Genomic DNA, 22648 nt, shown 5'->3' on the forward strand with positions numbered 1-22648 from the left:
CATCGGCGGGGGCGGGAATAGGGCGTTCGCCGGATCCGCCGGGGTCGCCTCACAGGCCAGATTGACGCCTGTGAAGACGAGGACGATTGAGAGGGCGGTCCGGACCGGCCCGCTCGTACGGGTGCTGACGGACCGCAACGCGGGGCTGTATCTGACCGGGGTGGTGGTGTCCGGGTTCGGGTCGTCGGCGATGTGGCTGACGGCCGGGATCTGGGCCAAGTCGCTGACCGGCTCGGACGCGTTGGCGGCGCTCACCGTCTTCGCCATGTGGGCGCCGACGCTGGTGGGGCCACTGCTGGGAACGGTGGCGGACCGGGTACGCCGCCGGCCGCTCCTGGTGGGGATCAACATCGCGATGGCGGCCCTGCTGACGTCCCTGCTCGCGCTGGACTCGGCGGGCCGGATCTGGATCCTGTTCACGGTGCTCGTGGTGTACGGCGTGAACGGCGTCGTCCAGGACGCGGCCGAGGCGGCGCTGGTGGCCAACGCCGTGGACCGGGACCTCCTCGGCGACTTCAACGGCCTGCGGATGATGGCCAACGAGGGCATGAAGCTGGTGGCTCCGCTGGCGGGGGCGGGGCTGTACGCGCGGTTCGGCGGGGCGGCGGTGGCGGCCCTGGACGCGGTGACGTTCCTGCTGGCGGCGGGGATCTTCGCGCTGATACGGGTACGGGAGGCGCGGCCCGTGCCGGGCGGCCACTGGCTGGCCGACACGGCGGAGGGGGCGCGTACGGTGTGGCGCTCGCCGGTGCTGCGGCCGCTGGTGCTCGCGGGCGGGGCGACGATGCTGTGCGCGGGCCTGAACGGGGCGGCGATCTATGCCGTGGTGGACGATCGGCTCGGCCACTCGGCGGCGTACGTGGGCGTGCTGTACGCGGTGCAGGGCGTGGGCTCGGTGGCGGCGGGCCTGCTGGCGGGCCCACTGCTGCGCCGCCTGCCGGGCCACCGATTCGCGGCGGCGGGCATCGCGTTGTTCGCGGTGGCCGTGTTCGGACGGGTCCTTCCGTACGACGCGGTGGCGCTGGCGTGCAGCGCGGCGATCGGGCTCGGGTTGCCGTGCGTGCTGGTGGCGGCGATGACGGCGGTGCAGCGGTCGGTCCCGGACGCGGTGCTCGGGCGCACGGCGGCCACGGCGAACACGCTGCTGTTCGTCCCGAACGCGGTGGGGTTGGGGGTGGGGGCGGGCCTGGTGGGTCTGGTGGGGCCGGGGGTGCTGCTGCCAGTGGTGGGGGCGGGGGCGCTGGTCGCTGCGCTGACCCTGACGCGGGGGTGAGTGGGGCTGAAGATGGCTCTCCCGGGGGCTTCGCCCTCGGACCCCCGTTTGTCTGCGGGCCCGGTGGGGGCTGGGGTCACCCGGGTTGCCGCAGGGATCGCCCCGCAGGGGCGCTCTTAGGGGCGCGGGGCTGTGACATTTGCGGCTCCGCCGCGTGGGCGCGAGCAACCCAGCACGGTCCGCAGACGAACACCGAGCCCCGGGGCGCAGCCCCACCCGGCCGCCCGCCCGAGGGCTTGAGGGAACGGGCGGGGTGGGGGTCAACCCACCGCCCCCGACCGCCGCACCGCCACCGCGTCCTCCCCCGACACCAACCCCCCGTGGTACAGCCGCAACTCCGTCGCCCCCGCCCCCTCCGCCCGCACCGCGTCCTCCCCCAGCGCCCCGGGCCGACCCCCCATCCCCGCCACCACCGTGAAGTTCGCCGCGACCACCGCCCCGGACCCGGCGTGTGCCGCGAACGGCCGCAGCAGGTCCGGGCGGCCACCGGGGCAGGGGACGACCACGCCGTCCGCCAGGCCGAACACCCCCGCCGGATCCACCCCCACGTTCGCCCCGCACCGGTGCACACCGGGATCCGCGTGCAGCAGCACCTGGAAACCGGGGCCCGCCGCACCCCGCACAGCGCCGACCACCTCCTCCTGAAGGCTTCGCGCCACGGCGGCGCGGTAGTCGACCGTCGCCTCCAGCAGCTCCCCGCCCGCACACGGGCCCCCGCGCCACACCGGCTCCAGCGCCGCCCGCACCTCCCCGGCCAGCCGTTCCGCGTCCAGGCCCCACTCCCCGTACCCCTGTCGGCACGAGCCGCAGAAGCACAGGGACATCAGGTACTGGGCCGTGTCGTCCAGCGCGACCCCCGCGGTCTTGTCGTGGGCGTGCAGGTGCGCGAGGCCGTACCAGCCGCAGGATTCGAGTTCCGTCCCGCGCGCCCCGGGCCGTACCGCCGCCTCCGCCGCGAGGGCGACCAGGTAGGCGCGGACCTCCGGGCGCGCTATGCAGGGCGCCCAGGGGTAGCGGTCGCCGTACGCGTTGACCACCGAGGTCTCGGGGTGCTCCGCGCCGAGGCGGGAGTTGTGGGCGAGGACGACCCAGGAGTGGACGTCGAGCCCGGCCGCCGCGAGCGCCTCGGCGGCCTCGCCGTACGCGTCCCCGGGCGCCCACCTCCCGGCGGCGTACGGCCGCAGCGCACGGCCGGACCAGCGGCGTTCGTCGACGGGGTAGAGGACCGCCGCGTGTTCGGCTGTGACCACCCGGTGGCGCGGGTGGTGCGGGGTGAGGGCCCGGGTCGAGTGGTAGGCGGCGGCGAGCGTCACCTGTCCGACCCCGAGGCCGGCGATCCGCGCGGGCGCGTCCGGGTCGCCGATGACGTCCCAGGGGTAGAGGAACGCCGACGCCTTCACGCGCCCGCCCCGCCCCGCCCGGCGGGCTCCCCTTCGCCCTCCGTCAGCAGTGAGCGGCCCCGCTCGATCAGCGCGGCCAGCTGCTTGATGTGGGCCTCGTCGGGCTCGTTCAGCGGCGGCCGCACCTCGCCGACCTCCAGGCCCGCCAGCCGTACGCCCGCTTTGACGAGGGAAACGGCGTAGCCGCGGCCCTGGTTGCGCAGTTCGACGAGCGGCACGTAGAAGCCGTCCAGGAGGCGGTTCACGGTGGCGTCGTCGCCGGTGTCGAGCGCCCGGTGGAAGGCGAGCGCGATGTCGGGGGCGAAGCAGAAGACCGCCGACGAGTAGAGCGTGACGCCGATGCCCCGGTAGGCGAGGCCGGTGAGCTCGGCCGTGGGCAGGCCGTTGAAGTAGAGGAACTCGCGGTCGGGCTCCTCGCGGCGGACCGTGCTGACGATCCGCTGCATCAGGTCGAGGTCGCCGATGCCGTCCTTGAGGCCGATGATGCCGTCGGCGCGGGCGAGTTCGACGGCGGTGGCGGGGGTGAGGACCGCGTTGTCGCGCTGGTAGACGATGACGTCGAGGGAGGTGGCGGCGGCGAGCGCGGTGTAGTGGCGCAGCAGCCCCTCCTGGTCGGCGACCACGAGGTACGGCGGCATGGCGAGCAGCCCGTCGGCGCCCGCGTCCTCGGCGAGCTCGGCGTACTGGATCGCGAGGGCCGTCCCGTATCCCGCACCGGCCACCACCGGGACGTGGCCCGCGGCCTCCTCGACGGCGGCGGCCACGCAGGCGTGGAACTCCTCCGGGGTGAGCGCGTGGAACTCTCCCGTACCGCAGCAGGCGAACACCGCGGCCGCGCCCGCGTCGATGCCGCTCCTCACGTGCGCGCGGAAGGCGCCGAGGTCGAGGCCGCCGTCCAGCCCGAAGGGGGTGACCGGGAAGAAGAGGAGACCGTCCAGGCGGGCGGCGAGGGGGGATGGGTTCTTGGGCGTCACGGGCGCTCCCAGGGCAAGGCCGTTGTGCACAATTCTGATCGGCGTCTATATTTCTGAACGCCGCCACGCTATGGCAGCCCTACGACGACGGTCAAGACGCGAAACCCCGGCGCGCGGGTGTTTTCCGCGCGGGTGTCACCTCTGCCGCCATGGCGCCGGCAGGCGCTCCGCGCCACACTTGACGAGGCCGGAGACCGCTCCCTAGCTTGTCCATGGTTATGAATGACATCCATGAGGGTGTCCATCCGGCCCGCACGGCCGCCGTCCCGCCCGCGCACCGAGGAGATCCCCATGCCCGCTCCCCGCACCGTCCTGCTCACCGGCGCCGCCGGCGGACTCGGCACCCTGATGCGGGGGCTGCTTCCGGCGTACGGCTACGACCTGCGCCTTCTCGACGCACGGGCCATTCCCGGGGAGCCGGACGCGATCACCGCCGACCTCGGTGACCGGGGCGCGCTGCGGGAGGCGGTCCGGGGCGTCGACGCGGTCCTGCACCTGGCGGGCATCTCGCTGGAGTCCACGTTCGACAAGATCCTGCGGGCCAACATCGAGGGCACGTACAACCTCTACGAGGCCGCGCGCGAGGAGGGCGTCGCGCGCGTGGTCTTCGCCTCCTCCAATCACGCGGTCGGCTTCACCCCGCGCCCGCGCGGCGAGGCGCCGCTGGAGCGGGACGCCCTGATCCCGGTCGACACCCCCCGCCGCCCCGACACCTTCTACGGCCTCTCCAAGTCGTTCGGCGAGGACCTGGCCCAGTTCTACTGGGACAAGTACGGCCTGGAGAGCGTCTCGGTGCGCATCGGCTCCTGCTTCATGGAACCCACCTCCGTACGGATGCTCTCCATCTGGATGAGCCCCGGCGACGGCGCCCGCCTCTTCCACGCGGCCCTCACCGCCGACGGCGTCGGCCACACGGTGGTCTACGGCTCCTCCGCCAACACCCGGCTGTGGTGGGACCTCTCATCGGCACGGGCGCTGGGGTACGAGCCGCGGGACGACTCCGAGCAGTACGCCGAGAAGCTGGTCGCCGAGCAGGGCGAGCTCGACCCCGACAGCCCGGACCACGCGTACGTCGGCGGCCACTTCGCCACCGACCCGCCGGTGTGGCCGTACTGAACCAGGGGCAGGTGGGGGCGGGGGGACGGGGAGCGCCCGCGGCCGTTCACGAATTGGCGGGACGCTCACCGAATTGGCGGGACGTTCAAGGAACCGTAAAGCCGTGCCGCTCGTTCCCGGAGCATGACCGCAATGACACCTGGCTCGAACCTTCCGCTCCCGACCGCCCGCGTGGCGGTGGACGTCGCCGCCCCGGTGCGGCTCGACGTGTCGGGCCTGTTGCTCACCGCCGACGGCAAGGTGCGCTCGGACGACGACTTCATCTTCTACAACCAGCCCTCGGGCCCCGGTGTCACCTACCGGTCCGGCGGCGGCACCGCCCCGGACGCGATCGTGGTGGACACGACGGCGGTGCCGCCCGGCATCGAGAAGATCGTCGTCACCGCCAGCCCCGACGCCGCGGGCCAGACCTTCCAGGGCATCGAGCCCACCGCCACCCTGCGCAACGCCGACGACGGCAGCGTGATCGCCACCTTCACCCCGCCGCAGCTCGGCGGCGAGACCGCGCTGGTCGTCATGGAGGTCTATCTGCGCGGCGGCGCCTGGAAGGCCCGCGCGGTGGGCCAGGGGTATGCGAACGGGCTGGCGGGCATCGCCACCGACTTCGGCGTCTCGGTCGAGGAGCCCCCGGCCGCCGCGCCCGCTCCCGCCGCACCGGCCCCGGTCGCCCCCGTGACCGCGCCGCCGATGCCCGCCGCTCCCCCGGCCCCGGCCGCGCCGGCCGCCGCGCCGAGCGGGAAGATCAACCTGGACAAGGGCCGCGTCAGCCTCCAGAAGAACCAGACGGTGTCGCTGGTCAAGGGCGGCCGCCCGCTGCTCTCCCAGGTCAAGATGGGCCTCGGCTGGGAGCCCGCGTTCCGCGGCAAGGACATCGACCTGGACGCCTCGGTGATCGCGTACGGGCCGCAGCGCAACCACCTGGACAGCTGCTACTTCGGCAAGCTCTCGATCCTGGGCGGCGCGGTCAAGCACTCCGGCGACAACCTCACGGGCGAGGGCGCGGGCGACGACGAGGTGATCGTCGTCGACCTGGGCCGTATCCCGGCGGAGGCGACGGGCCTGGTCTTCACGGTGAACTCGTTCTCCGGCCAGAAGTTCACCGAGGTCGCCAAGGCGTACTGCCGACTGATGGACGCGGCGACCGGTGAGGAGCTGGTCCGCTTCGAGCTGACCAGCGCCGAGCCGCAGACGGGCGTGATGATGGCCAAGCTGATCAAGCAGTTCTCCGGCGAGTGGGAGATGACGGCGCTGGGGAACTTCGTGAAGTCCCGGACGGTGCGCGGGATGGTGAAGCCGTCGGCCGAGGCGCTCTGACCCGCCGGAAGACCACGACGACGGCCCGAGACGACCGGGGCCCGTCACCCGCTGCACGCGGGTGACGGGCCCCGCGCGTTTCCGTGACGCGAGGCGATACGGAACACCTGTTGTCTGAACCCCACAACCCTCCTGGGACAAATCGATCCGTTCGGCCCCTCCCCGCACCTGCCCGCGGCTGGCAGGGTCGAGGGCATGAACGATCATGAAGACGTGCTGGTGACCGGTCTCGGCGCGATCACCCCGCTCGGCGCGGACGCCGCATCCACCTGGTCCGGTCTGCTCACCGGCAAGTCCGGGGTGTCCCTGCTCACCGAGGAGTGGGCGGCGGACCTGCCGGTCCGGGTCGCGGCGGGACTGTCCGTCGACCCGGTCTCGCTGCTCGACCGGGTGGAGGCGCGGCGCCTTGACCGATGTGAACAACTGGCCCTGATCAGCTCCCGCGAGGCCTGGCGGGACGCGGGCACCCCCGAGGTGGAGCCCGAGCGGCTGGCGGTGGTGATCGGCACCGGCACCGGTGGCCTGCTGACCACGCTGGTCCAGGACGACACGTACGAGAAGAGCGGCGCGCGCAGGCTCTCGCCGTACGCCGTGCCGATGCTGATGCCCAACGGCCCGGCGGCCTGGGTCTCCATGGAGCTGGGCGCGCGGGGCGGGGCGCGCACGCCCGTGAGCGCCTGCGCGTCCGGGGCCGAGGCCATCGCGATGGGGCTCGACCTCATCCGCGCGGGCCGGGCCGACGTGGTGGTCGCGGGCGGCACGGAGGCCTGTCTGCACCCGTTCACGCTCGCCGCGTTCGCGCAGATGAAGGCGCTGTCGCCGCAGGACCACGACCCCGAGACGGTGTCCCGGCCGTTCGACGCGGACCGCAGCGGTTTCGTGATGGGCGAGGGCGCGGGCGTACTCGTCCTGGAGCGGGCCTCCTTCGCGCGGGCCCGGCGGGCGCGGGTGTACGGGGCGGTGGCGGGGGCGGCCGTGACCTCCAGCGCCGACCACATCACCGCGTCGGACGTGGCAGGGCAGGTCCGGGCGATCGAAACGGCGCTGCGGGACGCCGACTTGAGCCCCGCCGACATCGGCGTGGTGCACGCGCACGCCACGTCGACGCCGTCGGGCGACCTGGCCGAGGCGGACGCGGTGGCGCGGGCGATCGGCACCCATCCGGTGGTCACCGCGACCAAGTCGATGACCGGCCATATGCTCGGCGCGTCCGGGGCGGTGGGGGCGATGGCGGCCCTGCTCGCCCTCCACGACGGCACGGTCCCGGCCACGCGCAACCTGGACCGGCTGGATCCGGCGGTGGAGCTGGATGTGGTGGCGGGCACGAACCGTACCGGCGAGTGGGACGCGGCGCTCGCCAACTCCTTCGGCTTCGGGGGGCATAACGTGAGCCTGATCCTGACGCGGGTGAGCGGGTGAGCGGGTGACTCGCTGGGGGCCCCGGGGGGGCGGGTGCTTCGTCTGCGGGTGAGTGGGGGCTGGTCGCGCAGTTCCCCGCGCCCCTTAGGCACCTCCAGCCCCTTCAGGGGCGCGGGGAACTGCGCGGCCAGCCCCCACCGGGCCCGCGGACGAGTGAGGTCCGGGGCGCAGCCCCCGGGAAAACCGCCTCCCCCGAGAGTGTGAGAGAACGGGCGGAGTGGGGCGCAACCACGGGTGGGGTGGGCCGCGTCGCACATGCTGATGGCCGTAAGGTCGAGGCGGAGCGGATCGGGAGGTGCGGTGCGGGAGATCGGCGGGTACCGCCTCGTCGCGCTGCTCGGCGACGGCGGCATGGGCCAGGTGCACCTCGCCCGCGCCGCCTCCGGGCGGCTGGTCGCGCTGAAGACCGTGCACCCGCACCTCGCCGCCGACCCCCGCTTCCGCGAGCGGTTCCGCCGCGAGGTGGCGGCCGCCAGGGCGGTGGACGGCCCGTACACCGCAGGCGTACTCGCGGCCGACCCGGACGCCGAACCCCCGTGGCTGGCCACGGCGTACGCCGCCGGCCCCGCCCTCTCCGAGGCCGTCTCCGCGCTCGGCCCCCTCGGCCCCCGACAGCTCGCCGCGCTCGGCGCCCTGCTGGCGGAGGCGCTGGCCACCGTGCACGCCGCGCACCTCGTCCACCGCGACCTCAAGCCCGCCAATGTGATCGTGACCCGGGACGGGCCGAAGGTCATCGACTTCGGGATCGCCAAGGGGACCGTGGAAGGGGTGGCAGGAGAGGCGCTCACCCACTCCGGCGAGACCCTCGGCTCCCCCGGCTTCATCGCCCCGGAGCAGCTCGCCCGCGACGGCGAACCCGGCCCCGCCGCCGATGTGTTCGCCCTCGGCGGGCTGCTCGCGCTCTGCGCCACCGGCCGCAACCCGTTCGGCGCGGGCAGCGCCCCGCAGGTCCTCTACCGCACGCTCCACGAGGAGCCGGACCTCGACGGTGTGCCGGGGGACGACTGGCGGGAGTTCCTCGGGCGGTGTCTGGCCCGCGAGCCCGCCGACCGGCCCGCCGTCGCCGAGGTCCTGGCGTGGTGCGCCGGGCGCAGCGCCCCCGAGCCCTGGTGGGAGCAGGAGCCGGTCACCGGTCTGATACGCCAGCACGAGGAAGCCACCGCCGAGTTGATCGAGGCGGCACCCGCCCCGGCCGGCACAGCGCTGCCCGACTCCGGCCGCGCCTCCCGCCGCCGCTTCCTCCTCTGGTCCGCCTCCGGCGCCGTCGCCGCCGCCGGAATCTCCACCGCGGTCGCACTCGGCGAAGACGAAGACGAAAGCGGAAGCGGAAGCGGACAGTCCGCCGACCCCGACCCCACCTCCTGGCCCCGCGGCCGCGCCCTGTGGACCCGTACCCTCGGCCCCACCCAGTACGGCGGCGCCCTGATCCGCCACGGCGACGCCCTCTACGTCCGCGACAACGCCTCCCTCACCCGCCTCGACCCCGCCACCGGCGCCGTCCGCTGGCAGCGGGACGCCAAGGGCGTCGGCCAGGTCGTGCCGCACGGCACGGACCTCGTCTACCTCGTACGCACCGAGCTCGCCGGTGCCCCGACCCTCGCCGCGCTCGACTCCGCCACCGGCGACACCCGCTGGGAGACCCGCGATCCGCGGCTCGAAGGGCTGCGGCCGCGCACCTCGCTGCTGCCCGACGACGTCGAACTGGAGGGCTCCCGGGGCATGTTCGCGCTCGGCGACGCGGTCGTCTGCTTCGTCACGTACGAGTCGTACGACACCGAATGGTCGCGGCGGACCGGGCAGAAGCGGCCCTGGCGGGCGTACGGCTACGACCCGGCGACCGGCGAGGGGCTCTGGTACCACGAGGGGACGGCCGCCGGGGTGACGGCGGTGCGGCACGCGGGCGGGCGGTTCGCGGTCGCCGCGTCCGGCTACGCCCAGTCGGACGAGCCCGAGCAGCTCAAGGTCCGCGCGCAGGAGCCGCTCCACGTGCTGCGGGCCTCCGACGGCAGCCCGGAGACGACCGTCGCGGGCGGGGCGCTGCGGCCGGACGCCCATCCGGGGGCCACCGGCACGGGCTACTTCGCGCTCGGCGAGGCGGTCAGCGCCGTCGATCTGGCGACCCGGACCACGCTGTGGTCCCGGGGCGTCACCGGCTCGGTGTCCGTGACGCCGACGGCCACCGGCGGTCTGGTGCACGCCGCTTCGCACTCGGAGGTGAGCGCGCTGGACGCGGCCACCGGCCGGACCCGCTGGCTGCGTACGGACGTACGGCGGCTCACCGAGGCACCCCACGCGTCACCCCCGCCACTGCTCTCCGAGGGGCGGCTGTACGTCACCGGGCCGGAGCCGGGCAGTGACCGGCTCGCGCTGAGCGGGCCGAAGTGGGGGCTGCACGCGCTGGACCCGGCGACGGGGAAGCTGGTGTGGGCCGTGCCGTTCGAGGGCCGCGACGAACTGCTCGGGAGCGCCGGGGGCGGACTGGTGCACGTATGCGTCGGGTCGGTCCTCACCACCTTCCGCGGCCCTGACGGCGCCGCATGACGGATCCGTTACTCGCCTCGGATCCGCGTCAGCTGGGCGGGATCCGTCTGCTCGGCCGGCTCGGCGCGGGCGGGATGGGTCAGGTGTACCTCGGGCGTACGCGGGGCGGGCGGCTGGTCGCCGTGAAGACCGTCCACGAGCACCTCGCGGACGACCCGCACTACCGGGAGCGGTTCCGGCGCGAGGCGGCCGCCGCACGGGCCGTGACGGGCGCGCACACGGCCCCGGTCCTGGACGCCGATCCCGACTCGCCGGTGCCGTGGCTGGCCACGGCGTTCCTGCCCGGCGTGACACTGAGCCGGGCCGTGGCCGCGGGCGGTGCACTGCGGCCCGACGCGGTGCGGGCGCTGGGCGCGGCCCTCGCCGAGGCGCTCACCGCGATCCACGCGGCGGGTCTGGTGCACCGCGATCTGAAGCCGTCGAACGTGCTGGTGACGGCGGACGGGCCGCGCGTCATCGACTTCGGCATCGCCCGGGCGGTGGACGGGCAGGGGCTGACGGAGGCCGGCGCGATCATCGGGACGCCGGGCTATCTGGCCCCCGAGCTGATCGCCGGGGACGGCCCGCCCGCGACGGCGGCCGCCGATGTGTTCGCGCTGGGCGCGGTGCTCGCGTTCGCGGCGACCGGCCGTACCCCGTTCGGCACCGGCACGGTGGCGATCCTGCTGTTCCGCACGGTCCACGAGGAGCCCGAACTGTCCGGCGTCACGCGCTCGTCGGGGCTGCGGGAGCTGGTGGAGCGCTGTCTGGGCAAGGATCCCGAGGCCCGTCCGACCGTACGGACCGTGCTGCGGGCGCTGCGCGATCCCCGGCCCCCGCTGTGGTGGCGCGAGGAGCCCGTGCGGTCGCTGGTCCTCGCCGACGAGCCGGTGCCGGAGCCGCAGGACGCGCCGCCGCCGACCGTGCAGGAGGCCGTACGGGAGCCGGTGGCCGGTCCCGTACGCCCGTGGCGCGGCCGGGCGGTGGCCCGGCGGGGCCTGCTGCTCGCCGGCGGGGGCGGGCTCGCCGCGTTCCTCGCGTACGCGGTGCTGCGGCCCACCCCGGACGGCGGCGGGTCCGGGTCTTCGTGGGACCCGGTGGTGCGCACGGGCGCGGCGGCGGGCGGGGCTCGCTGGAGTCTGGAGCCCAGGAGCGGCGAGGTGGACGCGCTGCTGGTGGCCGGGGCGTCCGTGCTGGTGCACGGCACCGACGCGGCGGGCTCGTCCTCCGGTGTGGTCGAGGCGCGCGCGGGCGCCGACGGGGCGCCGCTCTGGCAGCGGAAGGCGGACGGGACGGCGAGCGGGTGGTGGGGCGCGTCCGACAGGCTGCTCCTCGCGCCGGACCTCGGACTCCCGGCCGTCGCCCTCGCGTCGGGCACCGTCCGGGTGAAGGCGCCCCAACTGGCGCCCACCCTGGGCTGGTTCACCGCGACGGGCGGGCTGCTCGTCGACTCGTACGGTGAGACGAGCTCCGAGTGGCGCACCCGGGCCACCGACCCGGCCGGCGGCGCCGTGCGCTGGACCACGCCACCGGGCCCGGCGACTGTGGCGCCCGCCGTGCTCGGCGACGCGCTCCTGCTCGCCCCCGTGCCCGCCGCGTCGACGCGGCTGCGGTGCGTGGGAGCGAAGGACGGCGCCGAGCGGTGGACGTATCCGCTCGCGGCGGGCGACGGGGGCGCCCTTGGAGTGTGCGCGCTGCCGGACGGGTTCGCGGTGCTCACCACGACGGGCCGGGTGCATCTCGTGGGCGCGGACGGCCGGGCGGTCCGCCCCGTGCAGACGCTCGCGGACGTGGCCCTTCCGGCCGGGTCCACCGCGCTGGGACAGTCGGCCGGAAGGCTGCTGGTCGCCGCCGGGAACAGGCTGTACGGCTTCCCCGCCAACGACGTACACGAACACTGGTCGCGGGCCACCCTGGGGCTCGACGCGAGCTGGCCCAAGCGGCTCGGCGGGGCCCGCGCGCCGGTGACGGGCGGCGGGCTGCTGCTGCACTGGCGGGACGCGGGCACCCTGGAGGCGGTGGCCCCGGCGACCGGGCGGGTCCACTGGAGCGCGCCGGTGGGCGGCGGGGTCGCCCAGGTCCCGCCGGTCGTGGCGGGCCCGGTGGTCTACGCGGCGGCGGGCAGCGGCTGCACCGCACTGCGCCTCACCGACGGCCGCGCGCTGCGGAGCTGGCCGCTGCCGGACCGGGTGAGCGAGCTCGCGGCGGACGGCGCGGGCTGGTACGCCCGTATCGGCAAGGCGTCGATACGGGCGTACGACAAACCCTCCGGGGCCTAACGCGGCTGACGGCGCCAGGGGCCGGTGATGGCGAGCATGATGCCCGGATCCTGGATGTTGGCGAACAGGGTCCGCCCGTCCGGCGAGAAGGTCACGCCGGTGAACTCGCTGTACTCCGGGGCCTGTTCGGTGCCCTGGTTGAGCTCGTTGCGGGCGATCGGATACGTACGCCCGGAGTCGGTCGCGCCGAAGAGGTGCTGGATGCCCGCGCCGTCCTCGGCGATGACCAGACCGCCGTACGGCGACACGGTGATGTTGTCCGGGCCGTCGAAGGCGCCGTCCTGGCCGGGCGCGGCGTTGACGCCGAGCAGCACCTTGAGGGTGAGGGTGCGACGGCGCGGGTCGTAGAACCACACCTGGCCGTCGTGCTGGACCGGGGACTCCTCACGGGCGTACGAGGAGACGATGTACACGCCGCCGTCGCCCCACCACATGCCCTCCAGCTTGCGGGCGCGGGTGACGTCCTGGCCGGTGAACTGCTTGCGCACGGAGGTGGTGCGGGCGTCGCGGTCCGGCACGTCGACCCAGTCGACCCCGTACACCGTGCCGATCTTCGTGGCCCGTGAGAGGTCGTCGACGAACTGGCCGCCCGCGTCGAAGCACTTGGTGGCCTGGAGGACTCCGGCGTCGTCGGCCAGCGTGCGCAGCTTCCCGCGGCCGTGCTTGAAGCCGTGCGGCGGGGTCCAGCGATAGAGCAGGCCGTTGGGCCCCGAGGCGTCCTCGGTCAGGAAGAGGTGGCCGCGCCGGGGGTCGACGACGACGGCCTCGTGGGCGTACCGGCCGAGCGCCTTGAGGGGCTTGGGGGCGCGGTTGGCGCGCCGGTCGTAGGGGTCGACCTCGAAGACATAGCCGTGGTCCTTGGTCATCCCGTTGGAGCCGGCCTTGTCCTCGGTCTCCTCGCAGGTCAGCCAGGTGCCCCAGGGGGTGGCGCCGCCCGCGCAGTTGGTGGAGGTGCCCGCTATGCCGACCCACTCCGCGACCGGGCCGCCGTGCGGGTGCACCTCGACGACGGTGCAGCCGCCGGACGCGGCCGGGTCGTACACCAGGCCCTCGGTGAGCGGCACCGGGTGCGGCCAGCTCTTGCGCGGGCCCTTCAGCTCGTGGTTGTTGACGAGCAGGGTGACGCCGCGCGGCCCTTCGAAGGCGGCGGTGCCGTCGTGGTTGGACGGGGTGATCTCGCCGGACTCCAGCTTGGTTACGCCGCTGTGGGTGACGATCCGGTACGAGAAGCCCTTCGGCAGCGCGAGTACGCCCTTGGGGTCGGGCAGCAGCGGGCCGTAGCCCGGCTCGTGGTGCCCGTGACCTGCGGCGCCGTACGCGTCCTCGGCGGCCAGCGCGCCCGGCGCCGTGGCCAGCGCCCCGACGGATCCGGTGAGGGCGACCCCGGCACCGGTGAGGGCGGAATTCCTGGCGAACTCCCTGCGGCTGAGCGACATCGCGGGTCTCCTGACGGGGTTGCGGGGGGCGGGCCCAGGGTCCCGGTGGCGGGCGAACAGCGCAATAACACGGGGTGTCGCCCACCCCAACTCCCGCGCCCCGGGAGGCCGCCCTTCTGGGCGCGCAGTTCCCCGCGCCCCTAAAAATGCCGCTCCGCGGCAATCCCCTGGGCGCCCCGCAGGGGCGCATTCAGGGGCGCATTCAGGGGCGCATTCAGGGGCGCGGGGAACTGCGCGCCCAGCCACGCACGGTCCGCAGCCGAACAGCCGCAACCACCCCAAGGACTACGCCCGCGAGCGGGCCTTGAACGCCGCCTTGCGGGCCTCCTTGGCCACCTTCTTGTCCGGGTGCAGACGGCCCATCGCCTCCAGGACGTCCGCCGTCGCGGGGTGCTCCACCCGCCAGGCCGCGTCGAAGAAGCCGCTGTGCTGGCCGACCAGGCCCTCCACCAGGCCCTGGAGCTCCTCCAGGTCCCCGTCCACCGCCAGCTGCGCGGCGATCGTGTCCACGGCGAGCCAGAACACCATCGCCTCCGGCGGCGCGGGGACGTCCGCCGCGCCGCGCTCGGCGAGCCACACCCGGGCGAGGCCGCCCAGCTCCGCGTCGTCCAGGACCTCGCGCAGCGCGGGCTCGGCCTCGGGGCCGGTGAGGGCGAGCGCCTGCTGGCAGTGCAGGCGGCGCAGCGGGCCGCGCTCGTCCGAGCCGCGGGACGCCGCCAGCAACTCCCGTACGGCGGCCGGGAGTTCGTGCCGAGACAGCCACTGCTCGGTCTCGGCGCGGGCGGCCGCCTCCGGGTAGTACGCGATGCCGTCGAGCAGCACGTCCGCGCCCTTGTCCGCGAGGTCGCCGACGGCCGGCGCCTCGACGCCCGCCTCCAGCATCCGGGCCCGTACGCCGTAGAGGCCGAGCGGGGTGAGGCGGACCATGCCGTACCGGGCGACGTCCTCGTCGTCGACGGGCGGCGCGGGCTCCTCGCCCTCCTCGGCCATCAGCGCCTCGTCCACCGGCCGGTACTCCACCAGGCCGATCGGTTCGAGGAGGCGGAACTGGTCGTCGAGGCGCATCATCGCGTCCGACACCTGCTCCAGGATGTCGTCGGTGGGCTCCCCCATGTCGTCGGGGACGATCATCGACGCGGCGAGCGCGGGCAGCGGCACCGGGCCCTCGCCCGCGCCGCCCTCGGTCACGGTGAGCAGATACAGGTTGCCGAGCACGCCCTCCAGGAAGTCCGCCTCCGCCTGCGGGTCCCAGTCGAGCCGGTCGAAGTCGAGCTCGCCGTCGTCCCCGATGAGGTCGGCGAAGTCGTCGAGCACGGGGGCGGTCGCGTCCGCGAAGACCGCGTCGAAGGCGTCCAGCCAGGTGGTGAGGACGTCCTGCGGGGAGCCGGAGGTGAGCAGGGCGAGGCTCTCGCCCGTCGCGGCCGTGCCCTCGCCGTCCTCGTCCTCCGCGTCGGTGACGTCGACCAGGCCCGCGTCGACGGCGATCCGCCACGCCTCGCTCGCGTCCGCCGCGCCGTCGTCGTCGGCGGTGAGGCCCAGTGCCTCGGCCGCCGCGGGCAGTTGCTCCTCGACGAGCTCGCCCCCGGCGCCGACCCGGGTCGCGGGCCCGGCCCAGCGGGCGAGCCGGGCCGCGCGGGCGAGCAGCGGGGCGGCGAGCGCCGCCCGCGCGAGTTCGGCCTCGGAGTGCAGCCGCACCGGCGGCAGGGTGGGGCGGTCTCCGGACATCTGTGGCGTACTCCTCGGGCGAAGCGATGTGATTCGAGAGACACCCAGCGTAGACGTATTTCACCGGGTATCGCCGCGCCCGGCGAGAGCCCGGGCCGGACCGCACGGCGGGTTCCGGCCGGGGCGGCGACGGTTGCGTACGGGAATCGCCGGGCGGCGTCCGGTCTCCCACGGCGGCCGGTTCATCCAGCCGTCAGATTCCGGCCACCCGGCGACCCTTGACAACTGCCCCGCTCAGCCAAGAGATTGACGCGCGTAGAACTTGCTGCACACCTGAGCAGCACCGCACCCGCACGTGCACCGATCCCTCATCTTCCGGAGTTCCTTGATGCCCGTTCCGAGATCCGCCGCCGTCTCCGCCGTCGTCGCCGCAGCGCTGGGCGCCGGTCTGCTCGCCGGCACCGCGGCGGCCGCGGCCGACCCGACCGCCCCCGCCCCGGCCCGCATCCACGACATCCAGGGCACGACCCGCACCTCGCCGCTGGCCGGCAAGCAGGTCGCGGAGGTGCCGGGCGTCGTCACGGGCGTGCGGACGTACGGCTCCTCGAAGGGCTTCTGGTTCCAGGACACCGCACCGGACGACAACCCGGCCACCAGCGAGGGCGTCTTCGTCTTCACGGGCTCGGCCCCGACCGTGGCCGTGGGCGACGCGGTGCTGGTCTCCGGCACGGTCACCGAGTACGTCCCGGGCGGCCTGTCCTCCGGCAACCAGTCACTGACCCAGATATCGAAGCCGACCGTGGCGGTCGTCTCCCCGGGCAACGCGCTGCCCGCCCCGGTCACGGTGACGGCCCGTACCGTTCCCGGCCGCTACGCCCCGGCGGGCGACCCGGCCGCCGGCAACAGCGTCAACGGGCTGACCCTCCAGCCGAAGAAGTACGCCCTGGACTACTACGAGTCCCTTGAGGGCATGAACGTCCGCATCGGCACCTCGCGGATCGTCGGCGCCACCGACCCGTACAGCGAGCTGTGGGTCACCGTGAAGCCGCGCGAGAACCGCACCGAGCGGGGCGGCTCGCTCTACTCGTCGTACGACGACCAGAACACCGGCCGCCTCCAGATCCAGAGCCTGGTGCCGGCCGCGCAGCAGCCCTTCCCCAAGGCGAACGTCGGTGACACGCTGACCGGCGCCACCGAAGGGCCGCTGGACTTCAACCAGTTCGGCGGGTACACGATCACCGCCCGTACGCTCGGCACGGTCAAGGACGGCGGCCTCAAGCGGGAGACCACCCGCAAGCAGCGCACCGGCGAGCTCGCGGTCGCCACGTACAACGTGGAGAACCTGGACCCGAGCGACCCGCAGGCCAAGTTCGACGCGCTGGCCGACGGTGTGGTCACCCACCTCGCCTCGCCCGACATCGTGGCCCTGGAGGAGATCCAGGACAACAACGGCGCCAAGAACGACGGCACGGTCGACGCGTCCGCCACCCTCAAGAAGTTCACGGACGCGATCGTCGCCAAGGGCGGTCCCGCCTACCAGTGGCGCTCGATCGACCCCGAGAACCTCAAGGACGGCGGCGAGCCCGGCGGCAACATCCGCCAGGTGTTCCTCTTCAACCCGGCGCGGGTCTCGTTCACCGACCGCCCCGGCGGCGACTCCAGGACCGCCGTCGCCGTCACCGGCACCAAGGGCCGCCCGGCCCTGACCCTCTCCCCCGGCCGTATCGACCCGGCGAACCCGGCGTGGGCGGACAGCCGCAAGCCGCTCGCGGGCGAGTTCGTCTTCAAGGGGCAGACGGTCTTCGTCATCGCCAACCACTTCGCCTCCAAGGGCGGCGACGAGGGCCTGGCCTCGCAGCACCAGCCGGTGCCGCGCTCCTCCGAGGCCAAGCGGCTGCTCCAGGCGCAGGCCGTCAACGGCTTCGTGAAGCAGATCCTCGCGGTCGACAAGCACGCCCGGGTGCTCGCACTCGGCGACATCAACGACTTCGACTTCTCGGGCACCACCAAGGCCCTGGAGGACGGCGGCGCGCTGCGCTCGGCGTTCCGCACGCTGCCGAAGAAGGAGCGTTACTCCTACGTGTACCAGGGCAACACCCAGGTGCTCGACCAGATCCTGACCAGCCCGGGCGTCCGCGGCTTCGACTACGACAGCGTGCACATCAACGCCGAGTTCTCGGACCAGAACAGCGACCACGACCCGCAGGTCATCCGCTTCCGCCCGTAGGTCACCCGGCCGGGGTGACGGTCAGCGCCGGAAGGTAGCGCGTCACCCCGCCACCGGTCACACCCGGGTAGTTCTGCACCCGGGCCCACTGCGGGGTCTTCGAGCCGACCCCGTCGCTGCCCGCGGCCAGCGCGTCGATGTGGGCCCGCTCGCTCTCCCACTCGGCGTAGTTGAGGACACGGGTGCCGTCCAGGCTCGCGTGGAAGTGCGCGGAGATGCCGCCGGGCGGCAGGTCCGGGTCGGTGTCGAGGGCCTCGAAGACGCCGTCCACCCAGGCGCGCTGGCGGTCCGGGTCCGGTCCTTCGAACTCGACGTCGACGATCACGATGCAGCCGGGCGTACGGGGGTCGCCCGGCTGCGGGCCGCCGCTGCGGTAGAGCTCGTACGAGTGCAGGCCCGCGCGCTCGATGCCGGGGACGGCCGCGTCGATCTCGGCGTTGCGGCCGTCCCGGAACCGCCGGAAGAAGTCCTGGTAGGCCGCCTCGCTCTGCCACTGCGAGTAGTGCAGGAGCGCGTCGCCGTCGGTGCCGGTGTAGACGCTGTACGAGAGCAGGCCCACATCCGGCCAGTCCCGGCTGCCCCACGCCTTGGCGATCGCCTCGACGGCGGCCCGCTGCCGCTCGGGGCCGCCCATGCGCCAGACGCTGGACTTGACGACGCCGACGCCGGGGCGGCGGAGGTCGGGCAGGGCGTCGAACTTCACGTCGGTGGGAGTGGCGGACATGGCGGTCTCCTGGTGATCGTCGCGGTGCTGTGCTGCGTTGACGATCACCATCCTGAAACGTCAAGGTCACTTGAGGTCAAGGACGGACAGAGGCCCTCTCAGTCCTTGTGCAGCCAGTCCCCCTGTCGGGGGTCCCCGTTGTCGCCGAGCCGCACCAACTCGCTCTGGAACCAGTCGAGCCGGGCCTGGAGCAGCGCCGCCTCCGCGACCAGCTCCGGGAAGGTCCGGCCGGGCTCGGGGGCGCCCGCGTCGACGGCGGGCGCGGCCAGGACCTTCAGCCCCGCGCCGCCGCGCCGGGCGAAGTCGTCGAACGCCACGGTCGCGCGCGACCCCGCGCACACCGCGCAGACCGGCTCCACGACCCGCCACCCGGGCCGCCCCCGGCCCGCGTCGGCGAGGCCGGTCGCCCGCCGTCGACAGCGGCACGGCCCGGCCGTGGCGATGCCCACCCGCTGGCGGGCGTAGCGCATCCCGCGCTCGAACCGGATGTAGCGCCCGAGCACCGCCACTTCGAGCAGCAGCGCCCCTCGGTGCTCGGCCGTGCAGGTCAACGCCTCGGCCTCGGCGCGCGCGTGCAGACAGTGGAAGCCGCAGTCGCAGAGCCTGGACGGCGAGCGGTGGCGCCGCCCGTAGGCGCAGTGGGCGTCGTCGAGGACGCCGTAGGGCAGGGCGGCGCCCAGCGAGATGCCGAGGAATCCGGCCCGGGAACCGTCCTGGGAGAGCGCCGCGTGGGCGATCTTGTAGCCGGTGGGCGGCTCCGTCGGGCGTTCCTCGGGGAGCCGCAGCCTCATCGGCCCGCCGTCACCTCGGCCGGGCCCGCGGCCTGGATCTCCGCCGGGACCTCCTCGGGCACGGGCGGCGCCTCGTTCCGTACGACATCCTCGGGCTGTTCCTCCGCGACACCAGTGGCGAGAGCCTTGCCGAGCTTCATGACGACCTCCGACAGTACGACGGTACGGACATGAACGGACACACCGGTCTCTCATCGTGACGTACGCCCTCGCGGCCGCCAAGAGCGCCTGCGCACCCAACACTTCAGCGATGCTGTTGATGAACCGAAAGCAAATCTAAGTAGACCTTCACGCTTACTTCGGCCCAGACTTCGCGAATGAACACTCCCCGCCCTTTCGGGCGCGCACTTTGCGCCATGATCACTCCCTTCACCGCCGACGACCGCCTCGACCTCGACCACGCGCGGCGGCTGGCGGCGCACCTGGTCGCCGAGGGCTGCGACGGCCTGGTGCTCAGCGGCACCACGGGCGAGTCGCCCACCACGACCGACGCCGAGAAGGCGGCGCTGGTACGGGCGGTGCGCGAGGAGGTCGGGACGGACATCCACGTCCTGGCCGGGGTCGGCACCGCCTCCACCCGGCACACCGTGGAGCTGGCCCGACAGGCCGAAGAGGCGGGCGCGAACGGCCTGTTGGTGGTCTCGCCGTACTACAGCCGCCCGCCGCAGGACGCGGTGGAGGCGCACTTCCGCACGGTGGCCGACGCCACGGGGCTCCCTGTGATGCTCTACGACATCCCCGGCCGGACGGGGGTGCGGATCGGAACGGAGTCGCTGCTGCGCCTGGCGGAGCACGACCGAATCGTGGCGGTCAAGGACTGCGCGTACGACCTGCTCGCCTCCACCAAGGTCATCGGCCGCACCTCGCTGGCGTACTACTCGGGCTGCGAGGAGACGAACCTGCCGCTGTACGCGGTAGGGGGCGCGGGCTATGTGAGCACGGTGGCGAACGTGGTCCCGGCCCTGATGCGGGCCCCACTGGACGCCTACGACAAGGGCGATGTGGCGGAGGCGACCCGCCTCAACCACCTCACGCTCCCGCTGTCGGAACTGATGATGGCGAGCGGCCTACCGGGCACGGTGACGACGAAGGCGCTGCTGAACAATCCAGTCCGCGAACCCTTGCAACCCGCGACCCCGGAGCAGGTCGCCGTGTTGCAAAAGGCATACGCCGACCTGCTCTCTTAGGGGCGCGGGGAACTGCGCGACCAGCCCACGACGGCCCGCAGTCGACAACGCGCCCCCTCAAGACCCTCAGTTGTGCGCGTGCAGAATCTCGTTCAGCCCGCCCCACACGGCATTGTTCGGCCGAGCCTCAACCGCACCCGTGACCGAGTTCCGCCGGAACAGGATGTTCGACGCACCCGAAAGCTCACGAGCCTTCACGATCTGCCCGTCCGGCATGGTCACCCGCGTACCGGCGGTGACGTACAGCCCGGCCTCGACGACGCACTCGTCACCGAGCGCGATCCCCACCCCGGCCTCCGCGCCGACCAGGCACCGCTCACCGATGACGATACGGACGTTGCCGCCCCCGGACAGCGTGCCCATGGTGGACGCGCCGCCGCCGATGTCGGAGCCGTTGCCGACGACGACACCGGCGGAGATGCGGCCCTCGACCATCGACGTGCCCAGCGTGCCCGCGTTGAAGTTCACGAAGCCCTCGTGCATCACGGTGGTGCCCTCGGCCAGGTGGGCGCCGAGGCGCACCCGGTCGGCGTCGGCGATGCGGACGCCCTTGGGGGCCACGTAGTCCGTCATGCGCGGGAACTTGTCGATGGACGTCACCTGGAGGTGCAGCCCGGCGGCGCGGGCGTTCAGGCGCACCTTCTCGATGTCGTCGACGGCGACCGGGCCGAGCGAGGTCCAGGCGACGTTGGCGAGCAGGCCGAAGAGGCCGTCCAGGTTCTGGCCGTGCGGCTTGACCAGGCGGTGCGAGAGCAGGTGCAGACGCAGATACGCGTCGTGCGCGTCCAGCGGCTTGTCGTCGAGCGAGGCGATGACCGTACGGACGGCGACGACCTCGACACCCCGGCGCTCGTCGACGCCGAGGGCGTCGGCCGCGCCCTTGCCGACGAGGGCGAGGGCCTGGTCGGCGGTGAGCCGCTCGGTGCCGGCCGGGCCGGGCTCTTCGACGAGCTCGGGGGCGGGGAACCAGGTGTCGAGAACGGTGCCGTCGCCGGCGAGGGTGGCGAGGCCGGCGGCGACGGCGCCGGTGGAGCGAGAAGCAGTAGCAGTCGTGTCGGTCATGGCAGAAAACCTAACCGGCGACGGCACGCCGGGGCGAACCGGTCTCATGTCCCGGGCGCGCGTCACCCCCGGCCGGCCGCGCAGCAAGGCCGCGCGCCCACAGCACGGCGAGCCCGGCGAGGCCCGCGAGGGCGGCGCACAGCGGCCAGAGCAGACCGGGCGCGGCGCTGTAGAGGGCGCCGCCGAGCGGCGGGGCGAGCACCTGGCCGCTGATGGAGGCGCCCGCGTACAGGCTCTGGAAGCGGCCCTGGGCGTGGGCGGGCGCCTGGTCGGCCACGTACGCGGTGGCGGTGGTCTTGTAGAGGATCTCACCGAGGGTGAGCGACACCATCAGGGCGAGGGCCCAGCCGAGGGCGGCGCCCGGGATGAGCAGCGCGTAGCCGAGGCCGACCAGGAGCAGCCCGCAGCCGACGACCGACAGCGGGGCGCGGCCGCGCAGGGCGTGGACGGCGGGGAGTTCGAGGCAGAGGATCACCCCGCTGTTGAGGGCGATCAGCCAGCCGTAGACGTGGGCGTCCATGCCGTGGTCGCCGAGGAAGACCGGCAGGGTGGAGTACTGCTGGCGGTAGACGAGGTCGACGCAGACGATCGCGACGAGCAGCACGAGCACGGCGGGCCGGACCTGTAGCTCCCGCCACAGGCCGGGCGCGCCCGGGTCGTAGGACGGCTTGGCGTGGGCGGCCGCGCGGGCGGGCAGCACCCGGGCGGCGTACGCGGCGAAGAGCAGGCTGCCGACGCCGTCGGCGGCGAAGAGCCAGTCGTACGACCAGTGGGCGGCGACCAGGGCGCCGAGCGGCGGTCCCACGGTGAAGCCCGCGTTGGCCGCGAACCGCATCACGGCGAAGCCCTGGCGGCGGCTTCCCTCGGGGACTCCGACGGCGACGAGCGCGGAGTTGGCGGACCGCACGACTCCGGAGGCGTACTGGGCGAGCGGCAGGGCGACGGCCAGCAGGGCGGTCGGCAGCAGCCCGAGGGTGGTCAGGAGGAGGCCGCTGACCACGGCGCCCGCGAGCAGGGCGCGCCGGTGGCCGTACCGATCGCCGAACCAGCCGCCGGTGAAGTTCCCGGCCACCAGGCCGACGCCGCCGATCCCGCTGATCACTCCGGCCTGGCCGACGCTCAGGCCGCGCGGGCCGGTCAGGTACACGAAGAGGTAGATGAACGTGAAGCTGACGACGGCGTTGAAGAACATGCCGAAGCACAGCAGTCGGACGGTTCTCGGCACCGCGCGCAAGGTCTTCACGCCGTCGCCCCCCTGAGC

The 22648-nt window shown here is 73.9% G+C and carries 17 protein-coding genes; 8 read left to right on the top strand and 9 right to left on the bottom strand.

Annotated features, from left to right (window positions below; genetic code table 11):
* Window positions 1-70: 70 nt before the first annotated feature.
* Window positions 71-1273 carry an MFS transporter gene (locus OG965_RS12105; RefSeq protein ID WP_371651975.1) on the top strand — a complete coding sequence of 401 codons (1203 nt, stop codon included), beginning with the start codon at window positions 71-73 and terminating at the stop codon, window positions 1271-1273.
* Window positions 1274-1533: 260 nt separating this feature from the next.
* On the opposite strand, the gene OG965_RS12110 is transcribed toward OG965_RS12105, so the two are convergent.
* Window positions 1534-2673, bottom strand: a complete 1140-nt coding sequence (locus tag OG965_RS12110) for a hypothetical protein (protein ID WP_371651976.1) — start codon at window positions 2671-2673, stop codon at window positions 1534-1536.
* Window positions 2670-3647, bottom strand: coding sequence for a 5-dehydro-4-deoxyglucarate dehydratase (locus OG965_RS12115; protein ID WP_371651977.1), 978 nt, complete (start codon window positions 3645-3647; stop codon window positions 2670-2672). Before OG965_RS12115 ends, OG965_RS12110 begins: the two co-directional genes overlap by 4 nt.
* Before the next feature lie 291 nt (window positions 3648-3938).
* Here OG965_RS12115 and OG965_RS12120 point away from each other — a divergent pair, with 291 nt between their 5' ends.
* The 5 genes from OG965_RS12120 to OG965_RS12140 all read left to right on the top strand — a co-directional run bounded on the left by OG965_RS12120 (window position 3939) and on the right by OG965_RS12140 (window position 12295).
* Window positions 3939-4763: an NAD-dependent epimerase/dehydratase family protein gene (locus OG965_RS12120; RefSeq protein WP_371656923.1), complete on the top strand. Its 825-nt coding sequence runs from the start codon at window positions 3939-3941 to the stop codon at window positions 4761-4763.
* A 123-nt stretch (window positions 4764-4886) separates the two neighbouring features.
* Window positions 4887-6077 (top strand): TerD family protein, encoded by a 1191-nt coding sequence (locus tag OG965_RS12125; protein ID WP_371651978.1) that lies wholly within the window; start codon window positions 4887-4889, stop codon window positions 6075-6077.
* Window positions 6078-6272: 195 nt separating this feature from the next.
* Window positions 6273-7496, top strand: coding sequence for a beta-ketoacyl synthase (locus OG965_RS12130; protein WP_371651979.1), 1224 nt, complete (start codon window positions 6273-6275; stop codon window positions 7494-7496).
* Window positions 7497-7796: 300 nt separating this feature from the next.
* Complete coding sequence (locus OG965_RS12135; RefSeq protein WP_371651981.1) at window positions 7797-10037, top strand: PQQ-binding-like beta-propeller repeat protein; 2241 nt, start codon at window positions 7797-7799, stop codon at window positions 10035-10037.
* A complete protein-coding gene (locus tag OG965_RS12140; RefSeq protein ID WP_371651982.1) occupies window positions 10034-12295 on the top strand; it encodes a protein kinase in 2262 nt (753 codons plus the stop codon). Before OG965_RS12135 ends, OG965_RS12140 begins: the two co-directional genes overlap by 4 nt.
* Here the strand turns inward: OG965_RS12140 and OG965_RS12145 are convergent.
* Both OG965_RS12145 and OG965_RS12150 read right to left on the bottom strand, forming a co-directional pair.
* Window positions 12292-13731, bottom strand: coding sequence for an alkaline phosphatase PhoX (locus OG965_RS12145; RefSeq protein WP_371651983.1), 1440 nt, complete (start codon window positions 13729-13731; stop codon window positions 12292-12294). The two genes, OG965_RS12140 and OG965_RS12145, sit on opposite strands and share 4 nt — an antisense overlap.
* A gap of 285 nt (window positions 13732-14016) precedes the next feature.
* A complete protein-coding gene (locus OG965_RS12150; RefSeq protein ID WP_371651984.1) occupies window positions 14017-15456 on the bottom strand; it encodes a hypothetical protein in 1440 nt (479 codons plus the stop codon).
* Between the two features lie 328 nt (window positions 15457-15784).
* Here OG965_RS12150 and OG965_RS12155 point away from each other — a divergent pair, with 328 nt between their 5' ends.
* Window positions 15785-17623 carry an endonuclease/exonuclease/phosphatase family protein gene (locus OG965_RS12155; protein ID WP_371651985.1) on the top strand — a complete coding sequence of 613 codons (1839 nt, stop codon included), beginning with the start codon at window positions 15785-15787 and terminating at the stop codon, window positions 17621-17623.
* A gap of 1 nt (window position 17624) precedes the next feature.
* Here OG965_RS12155 and OG965_RS12160 read toward each other — a convergent pair whose 3' ends face one another.
* The 3 genes from OG965_RS12160 to OG965_RS12170 form a co-directional block, all read right to left on the bottom strand.
* Window positions 17625-18347, bottom strand: a complete 723-nt coding sequence (locus tag OG965_RS12160) for an antibiotic biosynthesis monooxygenase (protein WP_371651986.1) — start codon at window positions 18345-18347, stop codon at window positions 17625-17627.
* A 98-nt stretch (window positions 18348-18445) separates the two neighbouring features.
* Window positions 18446-19138, bottom strand: coding sequence for a hypothetical protein (locus OG965_RS12165; RefSeq protein WP_371651987.1), 693 nt, complete (start codon window positions 19136-19138; stop codon window positions 18446-18448).
* Window positions 19135-19320, bottom strand: a complete 186-nt coding sequence (locus tag OG965_RS12170) for a hypothetical protein (protein ID WP_371651988.1) — start codon at window positions 19318-19320, stop codon at window positions 19135-19137. The genes OG965_RS12165 and OG965_RS12170 overlap by 4 nt, the downstream gene beginning before the upstream one ends.
* Window positions 19321-19455: 135 nt before the next feature.
* On the opposite strand from OG965_RS12170, the gene dapA reads away from it, so the two are divergent.
* Window positions 19456-20325, top strand: a complete 870-nt coding sequence (gene dapA / locus OG965_RS12175) for a 4-hydroxy-tetrahydrodipicolinate synthase (protein WP_371651990.1) — start codon at window positions 19456-19458, stop codon at window positions 20323-20325.
* A 66-nt stretch (window positions 20326-20391) separates the two neighbouring features.
* Here dapA and dapD read toward each other — a convergent pair whose 3' ends face one another.
* Entirely contained in the window at window positions 20392-21387 is a 996-nt protein-coding gene (gene dapD / locus OG965_RS12180; RefSeq protein ID WP_371651991.1) for a 2,3,4,5-tetrahydropyridine-2,6-dicarboxylate N-succinyltransferase, read from the bottom strand.
* A gap of 10 nt (window positions 21388-21397) precedes the next feature.
* Window positions 21398-22630 (bottom strand): MFS transporter, encoded by a 1233-nt coding sequence (locus OG965_RS12185; RefSeq protein ID WP_371651992.1) that lies wholly within the window; start codon window positions 22628-22630, stop codon window positions 21398-21400.
* Between the last annotated feature and the right edge of the window lie 18 nt (window positions 22631-22648).

This window comes from Streptomyces sp. NBC_00224 (assembly GCF_041435195.1).
Lineage (GTDB): Bacteria > Actinomycetota > Actinomycetes > Streptomycetales > Streptomycetaceae > Streptomyces.